The sequence below is a fragment of the Bradyrhizobium erythrophlei genome (genome assembly GCF_900129505.1).
Taxonomy (GTDB): domain Bacteria; phylum Pseudomonadota; class Alphaproteobacteria; order Rhizobiales; family Xanthobacteraceae; genus Bradyrhizobium; species Bradyrhizobium erythrophlei_D.
Genome location: NZ_LT670818.1, coordinates 3,541,342 through 3,559,461 on the forward strand (window position 1 = coordinate 3,541,342; position 18,120 = coordinate 3,559,461).

At 63.5% G+C, this 18,120-nt stretch carries 15 protein-coding genes; 9 read left to right on the plus strand and 6 right to left on the minus strand.

From position 1 onward, the window contains the following. Positions 1-16: 16 nt before the first annotated feature. Positions 17-871 (minus strand): ABC transporter permease, encoded by an 855-nt coding sequence (locus B5525_RS16335; protein WP_244567921.1) that lies wholly within the window; start codon positions 869-871, stop codon positions 17-19. Then, positions 868-1,650, minus strand: coding sequence for an ABC transporter ATP-binding protein (locus B5525_RS16340; protein WP_079566923.1), 783 nt, complete (start codon positions 1,648-1,650; stop codon positions 868-870). The genes B5525_RS16335 and B5525_RS16340 overlap by 4 nt, the downstream gene beginning before the upstream one ends. A 191-nt stretch (positions 1,651-1,841) precedes the next feature. On the opposite strand from B5525_RS16340, the gene B5525_RS16345 reads away from it, so the two are divergent. The 9 genes from B5525_RS16345 (at position 1,842) to B5525_RS16385 (ending at position 13,347) form a co-directional block, all read left to right on the plus strand. Then, complete coding sequence (locus B5525_RS16345; protein ID WP_079566924.1) at positions 1,842-3,110, plus strand: amidohydrolase family protein; 1,269 nt, start codon at positions 1,842-1,844, stop codon at positions 3,108-3,110. 12 nt (positions 3,111-3,122) lie between these two features. Further along, positions 3,123-4,016 (plus strand): LysR family transcriptional regulator, encoded by an 894-nt coding sequence (locus tag B5525_RS16350; protein ID WP_172899895.1) that lies wholly within the window; start codon positions 3,123-3,125, stop codon positions 4,014-4,016. A 133-nt stretch (positions 4,017-4,149) separates the two neighbouring features. After that, positions 4,150-6,243, plus strand: a complete 2,094-nt coding sequence (locus B5525_RS16355; RefSeq protein WP_079566926.1) for a hydantoinase/oxoprolinase family protein — start codon at positions 4,150-4,152, stop codon at positions 6,241-6,243. Continuing rightward, entirely contained in the window at positions 6,240-8,129 is a 1,890-nt protein-coding gene (locus B5525_RS16360; RefSeq protein ID WP_079566927.1) for a hydantoinase B/oxoprolinase family protein, read from the plus strand. The genes B5525_RS16355 and B5525_RS16360 overlap by 4 nt, the downstream gene beginning before the upstream one ends. Positions 8,130-8,159: 30 nt before the next feature. Beyond that, complete coding sequence (locus B5525_RS16365) at positions 8,160-9,254, plus strand: ring-opening amidohydrolase (RefSeq protein ID WP_079566928.1); 1,095 nt, start codon at positions 8,160-8,162, stop codon at positions 9,252-9,254. Between the two features lie 101 nt (positions 9,255-9,355). Next, positions 9,356-10,330: an ABC transporter substrate-binding protein gene (locus tag B5525_RS16370; protein WP_172899896.1), complete on the plus strand. Its 975-nt coding sequence runs from the start codon at positions 9,356-9,358 to the stop codon at positions 10,328-10,330. Positions 10,331-10,337: 7 nt separating this feature from the next. Next, positions 10,338-11,162 carry an ABC transporter ATP-binding protein gene (locus B5525_RS16375; protein WP_079566930.1) on the plus strand — a complete coding sequence of 275 codons (825 nt, stop codon included), beginning with the start codon at positions 10,338-10,340 and terminating at the stop codon, positions 11,160-11,162. Positions 11,163-11,169: 7 nt separating this feature from the next. Continuing rightward, positions 11,170-11,925 carry an ABC transporter permease gene (locus B5525_RS16380; protein ID WP_079566931.1) on the plus strand — a complete coding sequence of 252 codons (756 nt, stop codon included), beginning with the start codon at positions 11,170-11,172 and terminating at the stop codon, positions 11,923-11,925. A 12-nt stretch (positions 11,926-11,937) separates the two neighbouring features. Beyond that, positions 11,938-13,347 (plus strand): amidase, encoded by a 1,410-nt coding sequence (locus B5525_RS16385; RefSeq protein ID WP_079566932.1) that lies wholly within the window; start codon positions 11,938-11,940, stop codon positions 13,345-13,347. On the opposite strand, the gene B5525_RS16390 is transcribed toward B5525_RS16385, so the two are convergent. The 4 genes from B5525_RS16390 to B5525_RS16405 are packed head-to-tail and all read right to left on the minus strand — an operon-like array spanning position 13,338 to position 17,915. Beyond that, positions 13,338-14,198, minus strand: a complete 861-nt coding sequence (locus B5525_RS16390; protein ID WP_079566933.1) for an SDR family oxidoreductase — start codon at positions 14,196-14,198, stop codon at positions 13,338-13,340. The two genes, B5525_RS16385 and B5525_RS16390, sit on opposite strands and share 10 nt — an antisense overlap. Positions 14,199-14,219: 21 nt before the next feature. Continuing rightward, a complete protein-coding gene (locus B5525_RS16395; RefSeq protein WP_079566934.1) occupies positions 14,220-16,562 on the minus strand; it encodes a xanthine dehydrogenase family protein molybdopterin-binding subunit in 2,343 nt (780 codons plus the stop codon). A gap of 5 nt (positions 16,563-16,567) precedes the next feature. Beyond that, positions 16,568-17,050 (minus strand): (2Fe-2S)-binding protein, encoded by a 483-nt coding sequence (locus B5525_RS16400; protein WP_079566935.1) that lies wholly within the window; start codon positions 17,048-17,050, stop codon positions 16,568-16,570. Then, entirely contained in the window at positions 17,040-17,915 is an 876-nt protein-coding gene (locus tag B5525_RS16405) for an FAD binding domain-containing protein (protein WP_079566936.1), read from the minus strand. Before B5525_RS16405 ends, B5525_RS16400 begins: the two co-directional genes overlap by 11 nt. Positions 17,916-18,120 lie beyond the last annotated feature (205 nt).

An 18,120-nucleotide genomic window follows, 5' to 3' on the forward strand; every position in this document is an offset into this window, starting at 1 on the left:
GTTCGGCATTGGGGCCTTAAACCTGTACCTGATGGGTGGTGTTCGACTGTTTCCAGGGCAGAATGGTTCGCTCGATGATGTCGATCACGTAATAGAGAGCGAATCCCATGATCATCAGCGTGAACAGGCCGACCCAGACGGTGTTGAGGTCGTACAGGCTTGAAGCCGTGTAGATCAGGTGGCCGAGCCCGCGCTGCGACGAGATGAATTCGCCGACCACGGCGCCGACCAGTCCGAAGCCGATATTGATCCGGAAGGTGGCGATGATCGACGGCAAGGTCGACGGCACCACCGCCTTGAAGAAGACCTGGTGCTTGTTCGCGCCCATCGAGATCAAGAGCGACTGCAGGTCGACATCGGCGTCTTTTGCGGCCTGGTAGGCGGCGATCAGCGCCACGATCGCAGTCAGCGATACCGACAAGGCGACCTTCGATACCAGCCCGGTGCCGAACCAGAGCACCACGATCGGCGCCAGCGCGATCTTCGGCACGCTGTTGATGGCGACGATGAACGGCTCGACCAGCCGTGCCACGAACACCGAGTACCATAGCGCCAGCCCGAGCAATGAGCCAAAGATGGTGCCGATGACGAAGCCCAGAATGGCCTCGAATAGCGTGTACCAGGTGTCCGACAACAGCTCGCCGCTCGCGATCATCTTGGCGGCAAAACTGAAGATACCGGCCGGCGATCCCACCAGAAAGGCGGAAATCCAGCCCATGCGGACGCCGGTCTCCCAAAACGCGAAGAACAGCACGACGGCCAATGCCTGCAGTATCGCGCGGCGCAGCGGGGTATCGAAGCTCAGGGAACGCCGGCGGCGGCGCGCCTTGCGCTTCGCGAGGGGAGCCGCGCCGGGCATGGTGAGGGTCACGCTGTTTTCTCGGTCTGGATGTCGAGTTCGGCGCAGAGCGCATGGAAATAGCCCGAGAACCGGCTATCGCTGCGCGCGGCGATCGGCGAGTGGGCGTCGATTTCGATGTCATGCACGATCTTGACGCGAGCGGGACGTCCTGAGAGCACGACGACGCGCTTCGACAGCGCGACCGCCTCGTCGATGTCGTGCGTTACCAGGATGACGGTCTTGTGATAGGTCTCCACCGCGTCCTTCAGCACGCCCTCGAGATAGAGGCGCGTCTGGTAGTCCAGCGCGGAAAACGGCTCATCGAGCAGCAGGATATCCGGATCCATGATGAGGGTGCGGATCAGGGCCACGCGCTGGCGCATGCCGCCGGACAGGGTTTTCGGATAGGCGTTCTCGAAGCCGGCGAGACCAAATCCCCTGAGATATTCGCGCGCCTTGCCTTCGGCCTCGATGCGATCGACGCCGCGGGTCTCCAGGCCCAGCAGCACGTTTCCGAGCACGGTGCGCCAGGGAAACAGCAGGTCCTTCTGCATCATGTAGCCGACGCGGCCGCGCAGGCTTTCGATCTCCTCGCCGCGATAATGCAGCGAACCGGAATCGGGCTCGAGCAGGCCGGCGATGATGTTGAAGATCGTGGTCTTGCCGCAGCCCGACGGGCCGATGATGCTGACGAAGTCGCGCTCGTTGATGGCAAAGGAGAGGTCGTCGAGCACGCGGACCTCGCCGGCTTTGCCGGCAAAAGATTTTCGGACGTTGCGAACGCCGAGCTGGGCGGGAGGTGGCTGCATCGCCGATATACAGGCAACTTGTATGCCACAGAAGAGAGTGAAAAAGGCTTTTGTTATCAGCCGATTAGAGCGGAGGCGTGGGCTGCTCGAGACACGTGCCGCCTGTTTAGGCAACGGTTCGATCCGCCACGACGGTTCCCAACGCGAACTGTTCGGCTACATTGGCGCCGTGCGCGGCACGGAGTCTCTCGATGAAACTGGATATTCTCGTCAAGAATGTTGCCGTGTGGGGCCATGAAGTCCTGTGCGATCTCGGAATCGCCGGCGGCCGTTTCGTCAGCCTCGGTCAGGCTGGCGCTGCCGCGAATGCCGCCCTCACGCTCGACGCGGAGGGGCGCATGGCCGTTCCCGGATTTGTCGAGCCGCATATTCATCTGGACAAGGCGCTGATATCGGAGCGCGCGCCGGTCAATGTCTCGGGCACGCTCACCGAAGCGATTGAAATTCTCTGGGAGATCAAGCGCAATTACACGGTGGAGGAAATTGCCGATCGCGCCTCGCGCGTGCTCGCGCAGGCCCTGGGCCACGGCGTCACGAGGCTGCGCACCCATGTCGACGTCGATCCGATCGGAGGCACGCGCCCGGCCGAAGGACTGATCCGCGCCCGTGAGCGCTTTCGCGACCTGATGGATATCCAGATCGTCGCGTTTCCGCAGGAAGGCATCGTCAAATCCCCCGGCACGGAAGCCTTGATGCGCGAGGTCATGAAAGCCGGTGTCGACGTCGTCGGCGGTATGCCCTTCAACGAAAATTCACCGGAAGACAGCCGCCGCCATATCGAAATCGCCTTCGACATCGCCAAGGAGTTCGACGCCGACATCGACATGCACGTCGATGAGACCGACGATCCGATGGCGCGAACACTCGAAGTGCTGGCCGAATTGACCATCAAGAACGGCTGGCAGGGCCGGGTCACCGCCGGCCACACCTGCGCGCTGGCGAGCTATCCCAGGAACTATGCCGATCACGTCATCGATCGTCTCCGCGAAGCCAATGTCAACATGATCGCCAACCCGGCCACCAACCTGATGCTGCAGGGCCGCCTCGACGATTTTCCCAAACGTAGGGGCGTGACGCAGGTCAAGGAATTGCTGGCCGCGGGCGTCAACGTCGCCTGCGGGCAGGATTGCGTGCATGACACCTTCTATCCCTTTGGCCAGAACGATCCGCTCGAAATCGCGTTCCTGCTGTGCCACGCATCGCAGATGAGCCAGCCGGGAGAGATTCTCACCGTGATGGACATGGTCACCGGCAACGGCGCAAGGGCATTGCGCGTTCCGGATTTTCGCGTGGCGCCAGGTGGCGTGGCGGATCTGGTGGTGCTGGATGCCCGCGACGCGCGCGAGGCATTCGCCACCAGGGCGCCGCGCCGCTGGGTGATCCGCAAGGGCAAACTGATCGCCGAAACCAGGCTGGAGACGCACCGCTATTTTGATATTCAGGCGGCGCCGGCCAGATAAGGATTTTTGAATTTGGATTTTCGCCAATTGCGCTATGCGCTTTCGGTCTACAAGGAGCGCAGCTTTACCAAGGCGGCGAAGCGGCTGAATATCTCGCAGTCGGCCGTCAGCGAACAGGTCAAGCTGCTCGAAGAGGAAATCGGCTTCGAGCTGTTTCGACGGACCTCGCGCGGCATCGAGGCCACCGACCGCGGCCGCACCTTCCTGTACGAATCCGAACGGGTGATGGGCGATCTGCTCAGCCTGTCGGACACTGCCCGGCGGCTGCGCGGCGCACCGCAAGACACGCTGAAGCTCGGCATGGGATCGGGCATGGCGCAGATCTTCATTCCGCGCATGTTCGCCGATCTCAGGAATAATCTACCCGGCGTGCGGCTGGAAATCCTGACGGCGCCGACCAAGAATATCTTCAACGAGCTGCACGAAGAGCGGCTCGACGTGGGGATCGCGATCGAGTCGGATCCCGAGCGGCTGCCGGCCGGACTGGTGTTCGAGCGCCTGATCGACGCCGAGATGGTGTTGATCACCCATCCCAAGCACGCGCTGGCGCGATCGAAGCAGCCGGTCGATATCGGCCGCCTGGTCGCAGACCCCATCGTCATGAGCGAGTTGACGGTGGGCTACGGCCAGGTAGTGCTGTCGCTATTCACCGATCTCGGCATCAGGCCCAATATTCTGGCGGTCGTCGACAATATCGAGACCATCAAGATGATCGTGCAATCCGAGGGCGGCATCGCCATCGTGCCGCGGGCCTGTGCGGAAAATGAAGTCACGCTGGGATTATTGAAGGCACTGTCCATCGCGCCGGCCCGCAACGTCGTTTTCAGCCTGTTTCGCCGCCGCGAACCGATGTCGCGACGCAAGGAATCGGCGTTGCTGAACTTGCAACATATGCTGAAAGCATAGGCATTCTGACGCGGGTTGGCTGGATCGGATTTTCCGATACCCCTATCGATATTCGGCTTTTGACTTGGCGGAACAGGTTGACCCATTCTGCACGCTCCTCGATGACCCCTGATCCGCTGGAGTAATGCGAAGCATGTCTGGTCAATCCGCCGCCGCGCGGCTTCGCATCGGCATCGATACCGGCGGAACGTTTACCGATATCGTCTCGGTCGATATCGTGTCCGGCGCCACGCAGGTTACCAAGGTGGCGAGCACGCCGGCCAACCCGGCCATCGGCCTTCTACGCGGCGTGAACGAGATTCTCGCCAACGCCGGCGCGACCACCGACCAGGTCGCGGGCCTTGCCCACGGCACCACGGTTGCCACCAACGCGCTGCTGCAGGGCGAGATCAATTCGCTCGGCCTGATCGTCAACACCGGTTTCCGGCACATTCTCGAGATCGCGCGGCAATCGGTGCCGGAAGGGTATGGCAATTCCTATTTCTGGGTGAAGCCCGACCGGATCGTTCCCCTGCAATTCGTCCGCGAGGTCGGCGGCCGGCTGGATTTTCACGGTCATGAATTGCGCCCGCTCGATGAGGCCAGCGTGCGCGAAGCCGCGCGTTATTTTCGTATCCACGGCATTCGCGCCATCGGCATCTGCCTGTTGCATTCCTACGCCAACGACGCGCATGAGCGCCGTGCCGCCGAAATCGTGGCGCAGGAATATCCGCAAGCCACCTTGTCGTTGTCCTGCGTGGTGTTGCCGGAATATCGCGAATATGAGCGGGCGGTGACGACGCTGGTGGACGCCTTCGTCAAGCCGCATATGGAACGCTATCTCAAGCGGGTGCACCAGGAACTCGGCCTCGGCCTGCAGGACAAGCCGTTTCTGGTGATGCAATCGTCCGGCGGCGTCGCGAGCGCCGATCAGGTGGTGCGCAAGCCGATCACCACGGCGCTCTCGGGTCCGGCGGCCGGTGCGCTCGGCAGCGCGGTGATTGCCGAGATCGCGGGTTTCCCGGATCTGGTGACGCTGGACGCCGGCGGCACCTCGACCGACCTCTGCCTGATCGAAGGCGGCAAGCCGCAGGTCACCAATGGCGGATCGGTCGGGCCGTTTCCGGTGCGGATCCCGATGATCGACATCGAGACCATCGGCACCGGCGGCGGTTCGATCGCCTGGATCAGCCGGGAAGGTCATCTCAAGGTCGGGCCGCGTAGCGCCGGCGCCGAGCCCGGGCCGATGTGCTATCCGAACGGCGGCACTGAGCCGACCATCACCGACGCCAATCTGGTGCTGGGGCGGATTCCGCCGGCGCTGATCGGTGGCGGCATTGCCCTGGATGTCGAACGGGCGCGCGGTGGCATCGCGGCGCTGGCGGCAAAGCTGCCGGGAAAGATGAGCGTCGAGCAGCTTGCCAGCGGCATCATCGAGATCGCCAACTGGAACCAGGCCAATGCGATCCGGCAGATGACGATCCAGCGCGGCATCGATCCGCGCGCCTTTGCGCTGTTGTCGTTCGGCGGCGCCGGCCCCGCCCAATCCGCCGCGGTGATGGATCTGCTCGGCATGAAGGCCTGCATCGTGCCGCCGAATCCCGGCAATCTCTCGGCATTCGGCCTGCTGGCGGTGGACTGGCGCACCGATCACATCGTCACCAAGGTGATGCAGGAGGAGACGATCGATCTTGCCGAGATCGCCGCGCGCTATGCCGCGCTGGAGCGCGAGGCGGTGACGACGCTGGAGCGCGACGGCATCGAGGCCTCGCGCATCCGGCTGGTCCGCGAGGCGGATATTCGCTACGCCGGCCAGTCGATGGAGGTCCGCGTCACGGCGCCCGGAGGCTCGGTGGATGAAAAGTTCCTCTCCGGGCTGATCGGCGCCTTCAATGCCGCGCATCTGAAGACCTTCGGCTATAACTACGCGGGCAAGCAGAAGATCGAACTGGTCAATCTGTGCGTCTCCGGTTTCGGCCTGATCGAGCGGCCGCAATTGCCGAAGCTCGCGATGCGCTCTGGCCGGCCGGAGCCGAAAGGCAAGAGAGCCGTCTATCTCGGCACCGCGTTTCAGGAGACGCCGGTGTTCGACCGTGCGGCGCTGCCGTCCGGGGGCCGCGTCAACGGGCCTGTTATCGTCGAGGAGTTCGGCTCGACCACCGTCGTGTTTCCCGGCCAAGTTGTCGAGGTCGACCCGCACGGCATTCTTGTCATCCGCCCGGCCGCCTCGCAGGAGATGTCGCGATGAACATTCACTCCCCCGCGCATCCCTGGCCGACCGCGCCGCTGCGCCAGGCGGTAGCGGTCGATCCGATCGTGCTGCAGATCGTCGAAGGCACGCTGAACTCGATTGAGGCGGAGATCGAATACGCCATCGAGCGCACGGCGCGCTCGCCGATGATCCGCGAAGCCCATGATTTCCGCGTCGGGCTGTTCGACCGCTATTGCCGCAAGCTGACCGGACGTTCGTATTCGGCGATGCCGAACGCCGTGGTGCGCGATTTCCCGCCCGACACCATGAAGCCCGGCGACGTGTTCCTGATGAACGATACCTATCTGACCGAAGGCTCGATCGGGCATCTGCCGGATCTCTGCAGCACGGTGCCGGTGTTTCACCAGGGCGAAGTCGTCGCCTATATCCAGGCCTTCGGTCATCATGACGATGTCGGCGGCCGGGTGCCCGGCTCGATGCCGGGCACGGCGGCCACCGTGTTCGAGGAAGGCATCGCGATTCCGCCGGTGAAGATCTACAGCGAAGGCGTGCGGAACGACGCCGTCTTCAGCATCGTTCGCCGCAACACGCGCGTGCCGGAGATGCTGTCGGCCGATCTCGACAGCGAGATCCAGGCCTGCCTGATGGGCGCGCGGCGGATGGGTGGGCTGTTCGAACGGTTCGGCCGGGAGCAGGTCGAGGCCTGCTTCCAGGCGATCCTGGAAAAGTGCCGCGATATCTACCGCAACGAGCTGTTGGCAAAAATCGCCGACGGCGAATATGCCTGGGAGGATTACGTCGAGCACGACGGCATCACCGATCCCAAGCTGCACAAGATCGCGCTGAAGATGACCAAGAAGGACGGCAAGATCACGCTCGACTTCAACGGCACCGATCCGCAATCGACCGGTCCGATCAACTGGCCGGCGGACTACGCCGACGGCGCGTTCCTGATCAAATGGATCGCGCCGATCCTGCGCAATCTCGCCGATACGCCCGAACGCGCCGCGGAGATCCATGTCAATGAAGGCGTGTGCGACGTGTTCGAGGTGATCTTTCCCCCAAAAGGCACGCTGATCACGCCGGAATGGCCGGCCGCGACCAATGCGCGATCCTTTGTCCTGTTGCGCTGTCTTGGCCTCCTGGCGGGCGTGGTCGCCCAAGCCGTCGACGGGCGCATGCCCGCGGATCAGGAGACCATCCGCTATACTGGCTTCTTCGGCACCGGTCTCGACGGCAAGCCGTTCCTGTCGCGCGAGGTGCTCGGCGGCGGCTCCGGCGGGCGCTATTACGCCGACGGCAATGACGCGATCCACATCGTGCCGGACTCGCGCAACCAGCCGGCGGAATTTACCGAGACGCGGTTTCCGCTTCTGGTCGAGAAGCTGGCGCTGCGCACCGATTCCGGCGGCGCCGGTCTGCGCCGCGGCGGGCAGGGCTATGAAAAGCACTATCGCGCGCTGGTCGATTGCCGCACCATCGTCACCGCCGACCGGGTGCGGCTGGGTTGCTACGGCCTGAACGGCGGCAAGGCCGGCCAGCCGTTCTGTGTCACGGTGGATGCCGAGGGCGAGGGTTACGATCTCGGCGGCCTTGTCGATGGCGAGCCCGTGCTGAAGGGGCAGGTGGTCCGCGTCGTCACCACCGGTGGCGGCGGCTGGGGCGATCCGCTGCAGCGCGAGTTGGAACTGATATTGCGCGACGTGGTTGAAGGCCGGGTTTCTGTTGCAAGCGCGGAAACGGATTATGGGGTCGTATTTGGGGATGCCGGCGTCGCGGACCAATACGTTATCGACGAGGCCGCGACCCTGCTGCGCCGGGCCGAACTGGGAAAGTTGCAAATTAGCCCGTTGCCGATGATTGACCGCGGCGAGGGCTATGAAAAGATGCTGCGCGGCGAGCACCGGCCGCGAATGCGATGAACCCGGGACAAGCGAGAAAGTTTTCAACCGATGGCGATTGAAGTTGCAAAAGTCGAACTAAAAACCGTTCAGGATGCGAGCGGCCTCGAAGGATTGATCGCGGCCGGCAAGTTTGGCGCCGACGAGGTCATTGCGGTGATCGGCAAGACCGAGGGCAATGGCGGCGTCAACGATTTCACCCGCATTCTGGCCGACCAGGCCTTTCGCAGGGCGCTGCTCAAGCGCGGCACGCGCAACGAGGCACAGATTCACGATGTGCCGATGGTGTGGTCCGGCGGCTGCGACGGCGTCATCACGCCGCATGCCACGATTTTCGCGCGCAACGGCAAAGCCGGCCCCGCGGACAAATCGCGTCTCGTGATCGGTACGGCGCTGAGCGCGGAACTGCTGCCCGAGGACATCGGCCGTCCGGCGATGGTCCAGAAGGTCGCGGACGCCGTCAAGGCGGCGATGAAGGATGCCGGAATATCGGACCCGAAGGACGTGCACTACGTCCAGACCAAGACGCCGCTTCTGACCATCGATTCCGTGCGCGATGCGGAATCCCGCCACCAGACGCTGGCCTGCGAGGTCCATGACTCCATGGGTGTCTCCAACGGCACCACCGCGCTCGGCATCGCGGTTGCGCTCGGCGAAGTGCCGATGCCGAAGGCCGAGCAGATCTGCAAGGACCTCGATCTCTATTCCTCGGTGGCGTCCTGTTCGTCGGGCGTGGAGTTGACCCAGGCGCAGATCGTGCTGCTTGGCAACAAGGCCGGCGCCGGTGGCCGTTACCGCATCGGCCATTCGGTGATGCGCGACGCGCTCGACATTGACGGCATCTACGATGCGATCCGCGATGCCGGCCTCGAACTGCCGGAACGTCCACGATCGGAAGACCTCAAGGGTCGCGTCGTCAATTGCTTCATGAAATGCGAAGCCGACCGCAGGGGCACGCTGCGCGGCCGGCGGCAGATCATGCTCGACGATTCCGACGTCCATCATCACCGCCATTCCAAGGCGGCGGTGGGCGGCGTGGCGGCAATGGCGATCGGCGATCCCGCCGTGTTCGTGTCGGTGGATGCGATGCATCAGGGTCCGCATGGCGGCGGTCCCGTCATCGCGATCGTCGAACTGGACGAGTAGGACGACGCGCAGAACCGGCACGTTCCTTGCTTAAAAAGTAGGCGTCTTGCCGAGCCGCTTGGCCGAAAGGCGCTGATACAATTGAATGGCAGGAGTGCGGCGTGACATCGCTGAAACTGACGATCTGCGCCTTTGCGGTGCTGGCCCTGGGGGCAGCCGCGCCGGGCCGCGCGGCCGCGCAGGACAAGGTCGCGGTGGGCGTATTTCCCGTGAGTTCCTCGCTGCCCTATTTCGTCGCGCTCGAACGCGGCTTCTTCAAGGAGCAGAACATCGAGCCGGAAATGACCAAACTGATGGGTGGTCCGCCGAACGTCGCGGCGATGATGACCAACCAGATCGAGGTCTCGGCCGTTCTCGTCACGCTCGAGGGGCTGAATGCCAATGTAAAGAAGCCGGGTGTCGCGATGTATATCGCGCTGAACAGCCAGACCAAGGTCTGGAAGATGGAGCAATTCGTGGTCCGCAACGGCTTCAAGGCCGAGACGATCGCCGACCTCAAGGGCGCCAAATTGATGTCGGCGCCCGGTCCGGCCAATCTCAACACCGCCAAGGCCATCCTGGCCAAAAACGGCCTGAAGGACGGCGACTACACCATCGACCAGCTCGACATGGGCCAGCACATCAATGCGATGACCGCCCGCACGTTCGACGGCGGCTATACGCTCGAGCCCAACGCCTCGATGATGATCAAGGCCGGTGTCGCGCGCTCGCTCGAAGCCGGCGTGATCTCCAAATATATCCTTGGCGATGAAGAGGCCGACGCCTATGCGGCGGGCTGCGCCATGACCGGCGATTTCATTGCCAAGCGGCCGGACGTCGCAAGACGCTTCGCCACGGCATGGGGCAGGGCCATCGACTTCATCAACAAAAATCCCGACGAAGCGCGCAAATATCTCGCGGGGAATACGTTCACGCCCGATAACGTCGTCGATATGGTGTCGATGCTGGGCTATGTCATGGCCGGCGACATGAGTGCCAAGCAGATCGGCGACCTGCAGAAGCTGGCCGATTTTGGCAATTCGATCGGGGTCGTTCCCGAGAAGCTCGACGTCACCAAAGTCCTGCAGAAGTTCTGAGGCGCCCGTGGCCGGAGCCCAATTAGCTGCGCGAGGCGAACCGGCGGGCAAGGTCGCCGATCCATCATCGCGCACCGCGCCTCACGTCACCATTCGCGGCCTCACAAAACGGTTTTCCGACGCCATCATCTACGACAATTTCGATTTCGATATTCCGCGCGGCAAGCTGATGTCGGTGTTCGGCCCCAATGGCTGCGGCAAGAGCACGCTGATCAACATGATCGCGGGACTGTTCCCGGTCGATGCCGGCGAGATCCTGTTCGACGGCCAGCCGCTCTCCAGCATCAAGTTCGGCTACGTGTTCCAGAACTACCGCGAAGCGATGTTTCCCTGGCTGCGCGCATTCGACAATATCGCCTATCCCCTCAAGGTCATGGGCGTGCGGAGAGCTGATCGCACCGCCCGCGTGGAAAAACTCGTCGCCAACCTGAATGTCAGGATCGACCTCTCTCTCTATCCCTACCAGATGTCCGGCGGTCAGCAACAACTGGTCTCCATCATGCGGGCACTGATCGTCGAGCCGGAAATCCTGTTCCTCGATGAGCCGTTCTCGGCGCTGGATTATGAAATGACGCTGTTCATGCGCGAGCAGCTGCAGCGCGTCTTCATGGAGACCGCGACGACCACGGTGCTGGTGTCGCACGATCTGGAAGAGGCGGTGTATCTGTCGGATCGCATCCTGCTGCTGTCGCGGCATCCGGCGCGCGCGGTCGAATTCGTTCATTACGACGCGGCGCGTCCGCGCACGCTCAAGACGATGTCGGAGTCCGACTTCATCAGCACCAAGGCGCATTGCCTCGAAGTGTTCCAGCGCGAGGTTCGCAGGGGATGAGCGCGCGATGAAACGTCTGCAGGTCCTGCTTCCTTTCGTGGGCGTCGCCGTGCTGCTGGCGGTGTGGTCGCTGACGGTCTGGGCGCGCCTGGTCGATCCGGTCCTGCTGCCGTCGCCGATCTCGACCTTCCGCGCGATGTGGATCGGGATGACCAGCGGCAAGCTCGGCGTCGATTTCCTCAAGACGGTCGAGCGCACGATCTATTCGACGGCGATCGCGGCGGTGCTCGCGATCCCGCTCGGCATCCTGCTGGGCTCTTCGGAAAAGGTCTATCGCTCGGTCGAGTTCCTGATCGACTTCTTCCGCTCCACGCCAGCGTCCGCGATGTTTCCGTTGTTCCTGGTGCTGTTTGGCGTCGGCGACCGCACCAAGATTTCGGTGGCCGCGTTCGGCGCCGCGCTGGTAATCCTGTTCAACGTTGCCTATGGCGTGATGAACGCGCGCAAGACGCGCATTCTGGCAGCAAGGGTGATGGGCGCCTCGCGCCTCAGGGTGCTCTGGGACGTGATGCTGCTGGAATCATTGCCGCAGACGTTTGTGGGCTTGCGCAACGGCGTATCGTTGGCGCTGGTGATCGTGGTCGTGGCAGAGATGTTTATCGGTTCGACCGACGGGCTCGGCCAGCGCGTGTTCGAGGCGCAGCAATTGTTCGACATGCCCGACATGTATGCTGCGATCTTCGCCGCGGGCGCGCTCGGCTATGGTCTCAATCTCCTGTTCCTCACGATCGAGCGTCGCTTCGTGCACTGGGCTGGCAAATAACGGAAATTCGATATGACCGAAAATCTAAGCCGCAAGACGGCCGTCGAACTGGCATCCTTGATCGCGACCATGGCCGTCAGCCCGGTCGAGGTGCTGGACGCGCATCTGGCCACCATCGCGCGCGTCAACCCGAAACTCAACGCCATCGTCACGCTGGTCGCCGATGCCGCGCGCGCGTCGGCCCGGGACGCCGAGGCTGCGGTGATGCGCGGCGACAAGCTCGGCGCGTTGCATGGATTACCTGTCGTCATCAAGGATGTGACGCCGACCGCGGGTATCCGCACCACCTACGGTTCGCCGCTGTTCAAGGATAACGTGCCGAGCGAGGACGCCGAAGTGGTGCGGCGCCTGAAGGCGGCCGGCGCCATCGTGCTGGGCAAGACCAACACGCCTGAATTCGCCGCCGGCGCCAATACCTTCAACGACGTGTTCGGCGTGACCCGCAATCCCTGGAATCCGGCGCTGAGCCCGTCGGGTTCTTCCGGCGGATCGGCGGTGGCGGTTGCGACCGGCATGGCGCCTTTGGCGCAGGGCACCGATTTCGGCTGCTCGATCCGGATGCCGGCCTCGTTTTGCGGCATCGTCGGCATACGCCCGACGCCCGGGTTGACGCCGAACTGGCCGATGCCGCTTGCCTGGGACCCCGGTCAGGTCAACGGACCGCTGGCGCGCACCGCCGAAGACGCCGCGCTGATGCTGGACGCGATCGCTGGCTTTGGCCGGATATCGCCGATCTCGGTCGCGCCGCCCTGGGTTAGCGCGCGGGCCATTGTAGCTGATGCGAAGGACACAACGGGCCTGCGTATCGCCTACGTCTCCGACATCGCCGGTATCGGCGTCGAGCCGGAAATCGATGCGATCTGCCGCGCGACCGCGCTGTCGCTGCGCGACGCCGGCGCCGTGGTGGAGGAGATCGCGTTCGATATCTCCGACGGCAAGTCGCCCTATCAGGCCTGGCGCGGGCTTTGGATGGTCGGGCAGCAATTCGCCAATCTCGATCATCTGGAGGAGTTCGGCGTCAATCTTAAAGGCAACGTCAAGGCGGGGCTGAAGGTTGGCCCGCTGGATTTTGCCGCGTCCGAACAGAAGCGCGCTCAGCTATTTCAGCGTTTTGCAAGATTCTTCGAGCACTACGACCTCCTGATCACGCCGCAATCGCCGGTCAAGCAATTCCCGGTGGAGATGAATTTTCCGACGCTGATCAACGGCAAGAAGCTGGAAAATTACACCGATTGGATCGCCGGCTCGTTCCTGATCACCCTGATGAGTCTGCCCGGCGGCAGCGTACCGGCCGGCCAGACCAGCGACGGGTTGCCGGTCGGAATCCAGATCGTCGGTCCGCGCTTCGAGGAGCCAATGATCCTGTCGGTGATGAAGGTCGTGCAGCAGGCCCACCCGATCGGCTGGCCGCCTCACGCCTGAGTTGAGGCCGTGCGCGAAGCAAAGGCCGCGAGCGAGGTCGGCGGGCGCCCGAGCAGCCAGCCGAGCACATTGGGATTACCCCTGAGGCCGTTGCGCGCATAGGCGCGAAACATTTTTATCAGTGTCTCGCGCTGATAATCCGCGATACCCATGCAGCGTGCGCGCTTGTCCCAGGTCTCGACGCCCTCGGCTTCGGCGCGAACGGCCTTGTTCAGCGCCCGGCCGAAGGTCTCGGCGATCTCGATCTGGCTGAGCGGCGGCGTTCCCGCCAGTTCGTAGGTGGCGCTGGAGTGGCCGCGATTGGTCAGTACGATTGCGGCGGCTTCGGCAACATCGTCGAGATCGACAAGGCTTAGCCGCGTTTCGACCGGGTAGGGCACGCGGTAGATGCCGCGGACGACCATTCGGTCCCATTCGGCCAAGCTGTTCTGCATATAGGCGGTCGGCTGCAGAATGGTGATGTCCAACCCGGAGCTGAGCAGCATCTCCTCGACCCGCAGCTTGTTCCAGTGATGCGGCATCGCCTCGATCTGCGGATGCAGCACGGAGTGATAGACCAGACGCGGGACGCCCGCGTTGGTCGCGGCGGTAATGAGCGCCTTGGCAAAAGCGATTTCGTGCGGACTGACGTTGGCACAGATGTGATAGATCGCTTCCGCTCCCCGCACCGCCCGCAAGAGCGCATCCGGATCGTCCATCTCGCCCGCGACGATCTCGGAAGCGCCCATGGTGTTCAGATCGGCTCCATGCGCCAGGCTCCGGACAAAGGCACGCACCGGCGCGCCGCGCGCGCCCAGCGCCTTGACGACGGCCTTTCCGGTCTTGCCGCCCGCGCCGGTGACCAGGATCATGCGCAATATCCCGACGCGTACCTAGCGCTTCGCATTCTTTGTGAGCTCGAACAGCCGGCTCGGACTGAGCGGAATCTCCAAAAGCTCCACGCCGCGGGCTTTCAGGTCGAGCGCGTCTTCGATCGCCTGCGCGAACAGCGGGCCGCCGGGAATGGCTCCGGCTTCGCCGGCGCCCTTGATGCCCATCGGGTTGAGCGGCGACTTTGTTACGGTGTGGCCGAGCTCCATGCGCGGCACTTCCATCGCCGTCGGCAGCAAGTAGTCGGCGAGCGAGGCGTTGAGCAGTTGCCCCTGGTCGTCGAACACCAGTTTCTCGTAGAACGCGTTGCCGATACCCTGCGCGACGCCGCCGTGAATTTGTCCGGCCAGGATCATCGGGTTGATCACGGTGCCGCAGTCATGCACCACGACATATTTCAGGATTTTCAGGTCGAAGGTGCGCGGATCCATCTCGACGATCATGGCGTGGACGCCATTGGCCGTCGCGCCCATCTTGGGGCCGAAATACTGGGTCGATTCGAGGCCGGGCTCGGTGCCCGGCTCGACCGCGCCGCGCATCGGATTGGCCTGGTTGGCGAGATCGCCGAGTTTGACGAATTTGCCGGGGACCCCGACGATGGAAACCTTGCCGTCCTCGAGCACGAGGTCATCCTCGGCGCATTCAAAGAGATCGCTGGCGAGTTTCAAGGCCTTCTTGCGCACCACTTTTGCAGCTTCGTTGACGGCGTTGCCCGCGACTACGGCGCCGCGGCTGGCAAAGGTGCCGGCGCCCCAATAGAACTGGTCGGTATCGCCGGTGACGACGTCGACATCGGCGACCTCGACCCCAAGCTGGTCGGCGGCGATCTGGGCAAACACCGTGAAGTGTCCCTGGCCCTGGGTGCCGATCCCGGTGGCGACGCTGACCTTGCCGTTGGATTGCACCTGGACCTTTGCCCCTTCATAGGGGCCGATGCCGGTGCCTTCGACATAGCAGGCGACGCCGATGCCGAGATGGCGGCCTTGCAGCCGCGCCGCCGCCTGTTCGTCCTTGAAAGTCCCGTAGCCGATCGCGTCCAGTGCCATGTCGAGCACCGGCTCGTAATTGCCGCTGTCGTATTCGAGCACCTCGAAATCCTGGTAGATGATGTCATTGCTGTAGGGGAACGCATCGGGCGGAATCAGATTCCGCCGCCGGATTTCGGCAGGATCGATGTTCAGTTCATGCGCGGCGAAATCGAGCAGGCGCTCCATCACGAACACGCCGTGCTGGCGTCCGGCGCCGCGATAGGGCGTGACGATCGGCAAATTGGTGAACACCTGCGTGAACGTGCTGTCGTAGTTCGGCACGACATAGGGGCCGAGCAGGGTGCACTGGCTGTTGATCGGCACTGTCAGCCCATAGGGATCGTAGGCGCCGCCGTCGTGCAGGAACACGTCCTTGATGCCGAGGATCTTTCCGTCCCTGGAAAGCGCGATCTCGGCGTCGTGGATCTGCCCGCGCTCGTGGGTGGTGGCGAAGAAATGCTCCAGCCGGTCCTCGATCCATTTGATCGGCCGGTTCAGTTTCATCGACACCCAGGGAAGCAGCACCTCCTCGGGGTAGAACATCATGATCTTCGGTCCGAAACCGCCGCCGACGAAGGGCGCGATGACGCGAACCTGTCGCTCGTTGAGGCCGAGCATGCCGGCGAGACCGTTGCGGACGAACACCGGCGCCTGGGTAGTGTCCCAGATCGTCATCTGGTTGGCGCGGCCATCCCATTGCGCGACCACGCCGCGGGTTTCGATCGGCGAGGAAATGCCGTGCTCGTACCAGAAACGGCGCCTGATGATGCAATCGGCCTTGGCGGCGGCCGCGGCATAATTGCCCCTGGCCTGGCGGACATGCGCCGACACGTTGGAGCCGACATCGTCATGCACCAGCGCCGATCCGGCGCTTAAGCCTTGTTCCAGATCGACCACTGCCGGAAGCTGTTCGAGTTCGACATCGATGTCGTCGAGCGCGTCCTCGGCGATGTAGCGGCTTTCCGCGATCACGATCACCAGCGGTTCGCCGACGTGGCGAACCTTGTCTTTCGCCAGCGGGACCTGGGTGCGCTCGTGGAAGACGATGCCGTCGATCGGGGGCGGCGGCACCAGGATCGGACCGGGTTGCCAGTAGGCGCCGAGGTCGCCGGCGACATAGGCGGCAACGACGCCGGGACGCTGCAGCGCCTTCGAAACATTGATCTTCAGGATCCGTGCATGCGCCACCTGGCTGCGCAGGAACGCGGCGTGCAGCATGCCCGGCAGTTCGACGTCATCGATGAACAGGGCCTGGCCGGTGAGAAGCCGGCGGTCCTCGTTGCGCCTGATCGGTTCGCCGAAGGTGCGGGTGGACATGGCAGTCAGCCCCGCATCCGCATCGCGGCCGTCATCACCGCATCGACGATGTTCTGGTAGCCGGTACAGCGGCACAGATTGCCCGACAGCGCCTCGCGCACCTCGTCTTCGCTGGGTGAGGTGTTTTCATCGAGAAAGGCCGTCATGGTCATGAGAATGCCGGGCGTGCAGTAGCCGCATTGCAGGCCGTGATGGTCGTGCATCGCCTGCTGCAACGGGTGGAATTCGCCATCCTTGCCCGCCAGGCCTTCGATGGTCGAAATCTCGTGGCCCTTGGCCTGTACGGCCAGCATCAGGCAGGAACGAATGGGCTCGCCATCCAGCAGCACGGTGCAGGCGCCACAGACGCCATGCTCGCAGCCGACATGGGTGCCGGCCAGCGCCAGTTCGTGGCGGAGGAAATCGCTGAGCAGCATGCGCGATTCGACGCGGCGGGTATAACGCACCCCATTCACCGACAGCGTGATGTCGTGGTGGTCAATGTCCATCGCATGCCCGCTGGTAAGCCGTCTGCAGCGCGCGTTCGGCGAGAACGCCCGCGACGTGGCGCTGATAATCCGCGGTCGCCTGGACGCTGCCGGCCGGATCGATCATGGCCTGTACCAATGCAGCGACGTCTTCGAGTGCGTGCGGGGTTACCGCGTGTCCGATCAGGACATCGGCGGCCGAACTGGCATTGACCGGCGTCTCGGCGACGCCGCAAAAAGCCAGGCGAACCTCGCTGCATTTGTCTTCATTGCCGAGCGTCACCATCGCCGCGACGCCGGCGATGGCAAAGTCGCCGCGCCGGCGCGCGATCTCCATGAAGCAGGACCCGGTGCGCGGCTTCGACAACGGCAACCCCACTTCCACAAGCATTTCCTCAGGCGCCAGATCGGTCGTCAGCGCGCCCACGAAAAAATCGGAAGCGGCAATCCACCGTTCCTGTTTTGCGGTCTGAACGCGGAACCGGGCGCCGAGCGCCACGGCGATCGCGGGAAGCTCGGAGGCCGGATCGGCGTGCGAAAGATTGCCGCCGATCGTGCCGCGATTTCGGATCTGCGGGTGCGCGATATGCGGCAAGGCCTCGGCGATCAACGGAAACGCACGTGCGAAGCCCGCATCGCGCTGCAGCGCCCGGTAGCGCGTCAGCGGCCCAAGGCGAACCGTATCGGTGGAGGCGCCGATACCGGCGAGATCCCCGATCTCGTTGATGTCGATCAGGATCGCTGGCCGGGCCAGCCGGAAATTCATCGCCGGCAGCAGGCTCTGTCCGCCGGCCAGAAATTTCGCGTCGTCGCCATGTTCCGCCTTGAGCGCGAGCGCCTGCGCGATCGAATGGGCGGCGATATATTTGAAGGGGGCAGGCTTCATGGCGCTCGCGGGCAAAGCAACGGAGACGCGGTTCTCTCACCGCACTGCAAAGTATGCGGCGGCCCTTCGCGCAAGTCAAAAACCGAGCCGTTTTCGGGCCATCTGAAAATCCGATAAGGGCATGTTTGGCCCCGATGGTTGTCGCTGCCCATTAAAATCTCCGCATGCGCAAACATTGAGCGCGCCAATCGCAGCGGCGTTTGTC

Bases quoted from the DNA above. Each gene is read 5' to 3' on its own strand.
- B5525_RS16340 (WP_079566923.1), bottom strand. From the start codon at position 1,650: ATGCAGCCACCTCCCGCCCAGCTCGGCGTTCGCAACGTCCGAAAATCT.
- B5525_RS16345 (WP_079566924.1), top strand. From the start codon at position 1,842: ATGAAACTGGATATTCTCGTCAAGAATGTTGCCGTGTGGGGCCATGAA.
- B5525_RS16355 (WP_079566926.1), top strand. From the start codon at position 4,150: ATGTCTGGTCAATCCGCCGCCGCGCGGCTTCGCATCGGCATCGATACC.
- B5525_RS16360 (WP_079566927.1), top strand. From the start codon at position 6,240: ATGAACATTCACTCCCCCGCGCATCCCTGGCCGACCGCGCCGCTGCGC.
- B5525_RS16365 (WP_079566928.1), top strand. From the start codon at position 8,160: ATGGCGATTGAAGTTGCAAAAGTCGAACTAAAAACCGTTCAGGATGCG.
- B5525_RS16380 (WP_079566931.1), top strand. From the start codon at position 11,170: ATGAAACGTCTGCAGGTCCTGCTTCCTTTCGTGGGCGTCGCCGTGCTG.
- B5525_RS16385 (WP_079566932.1), top strand. From the start codon at position 11,938: ATGACCGAAAATCTAAGCCGCAAGACGGCCGTCGAACTGGCATCCTTG.
- B5525_RS16390 (WP_079566933.1), bottom strand. From the start codon at position 14,198: ATGATCCTGGTCACCGGCGCGGGCGGCAAGACCGGAAAGGCCGTCGTC.
- B5525_RS16395 (WP_079566934.1), bottom strand. From the start codon at position 16,562: ATGTCCACCCGCACCTTCGGCGAACCGATCAGGCGCAACGAGGACCGC.
- B5525_RS16400 (WP_079566935.1), bottom strand. From the start codon at position 17,050: ATGGACATTGACCACCACGACATCACGCTGTCGGTGAATGGGGTGCGT.
- B5525_RS16405 (WP_079566936.1), bottom strand. From the start codon at position 17,915: ATGAAGCCTGCCCCCTTCAAATATATCGCCGCCCATTCGATCGCGCAG.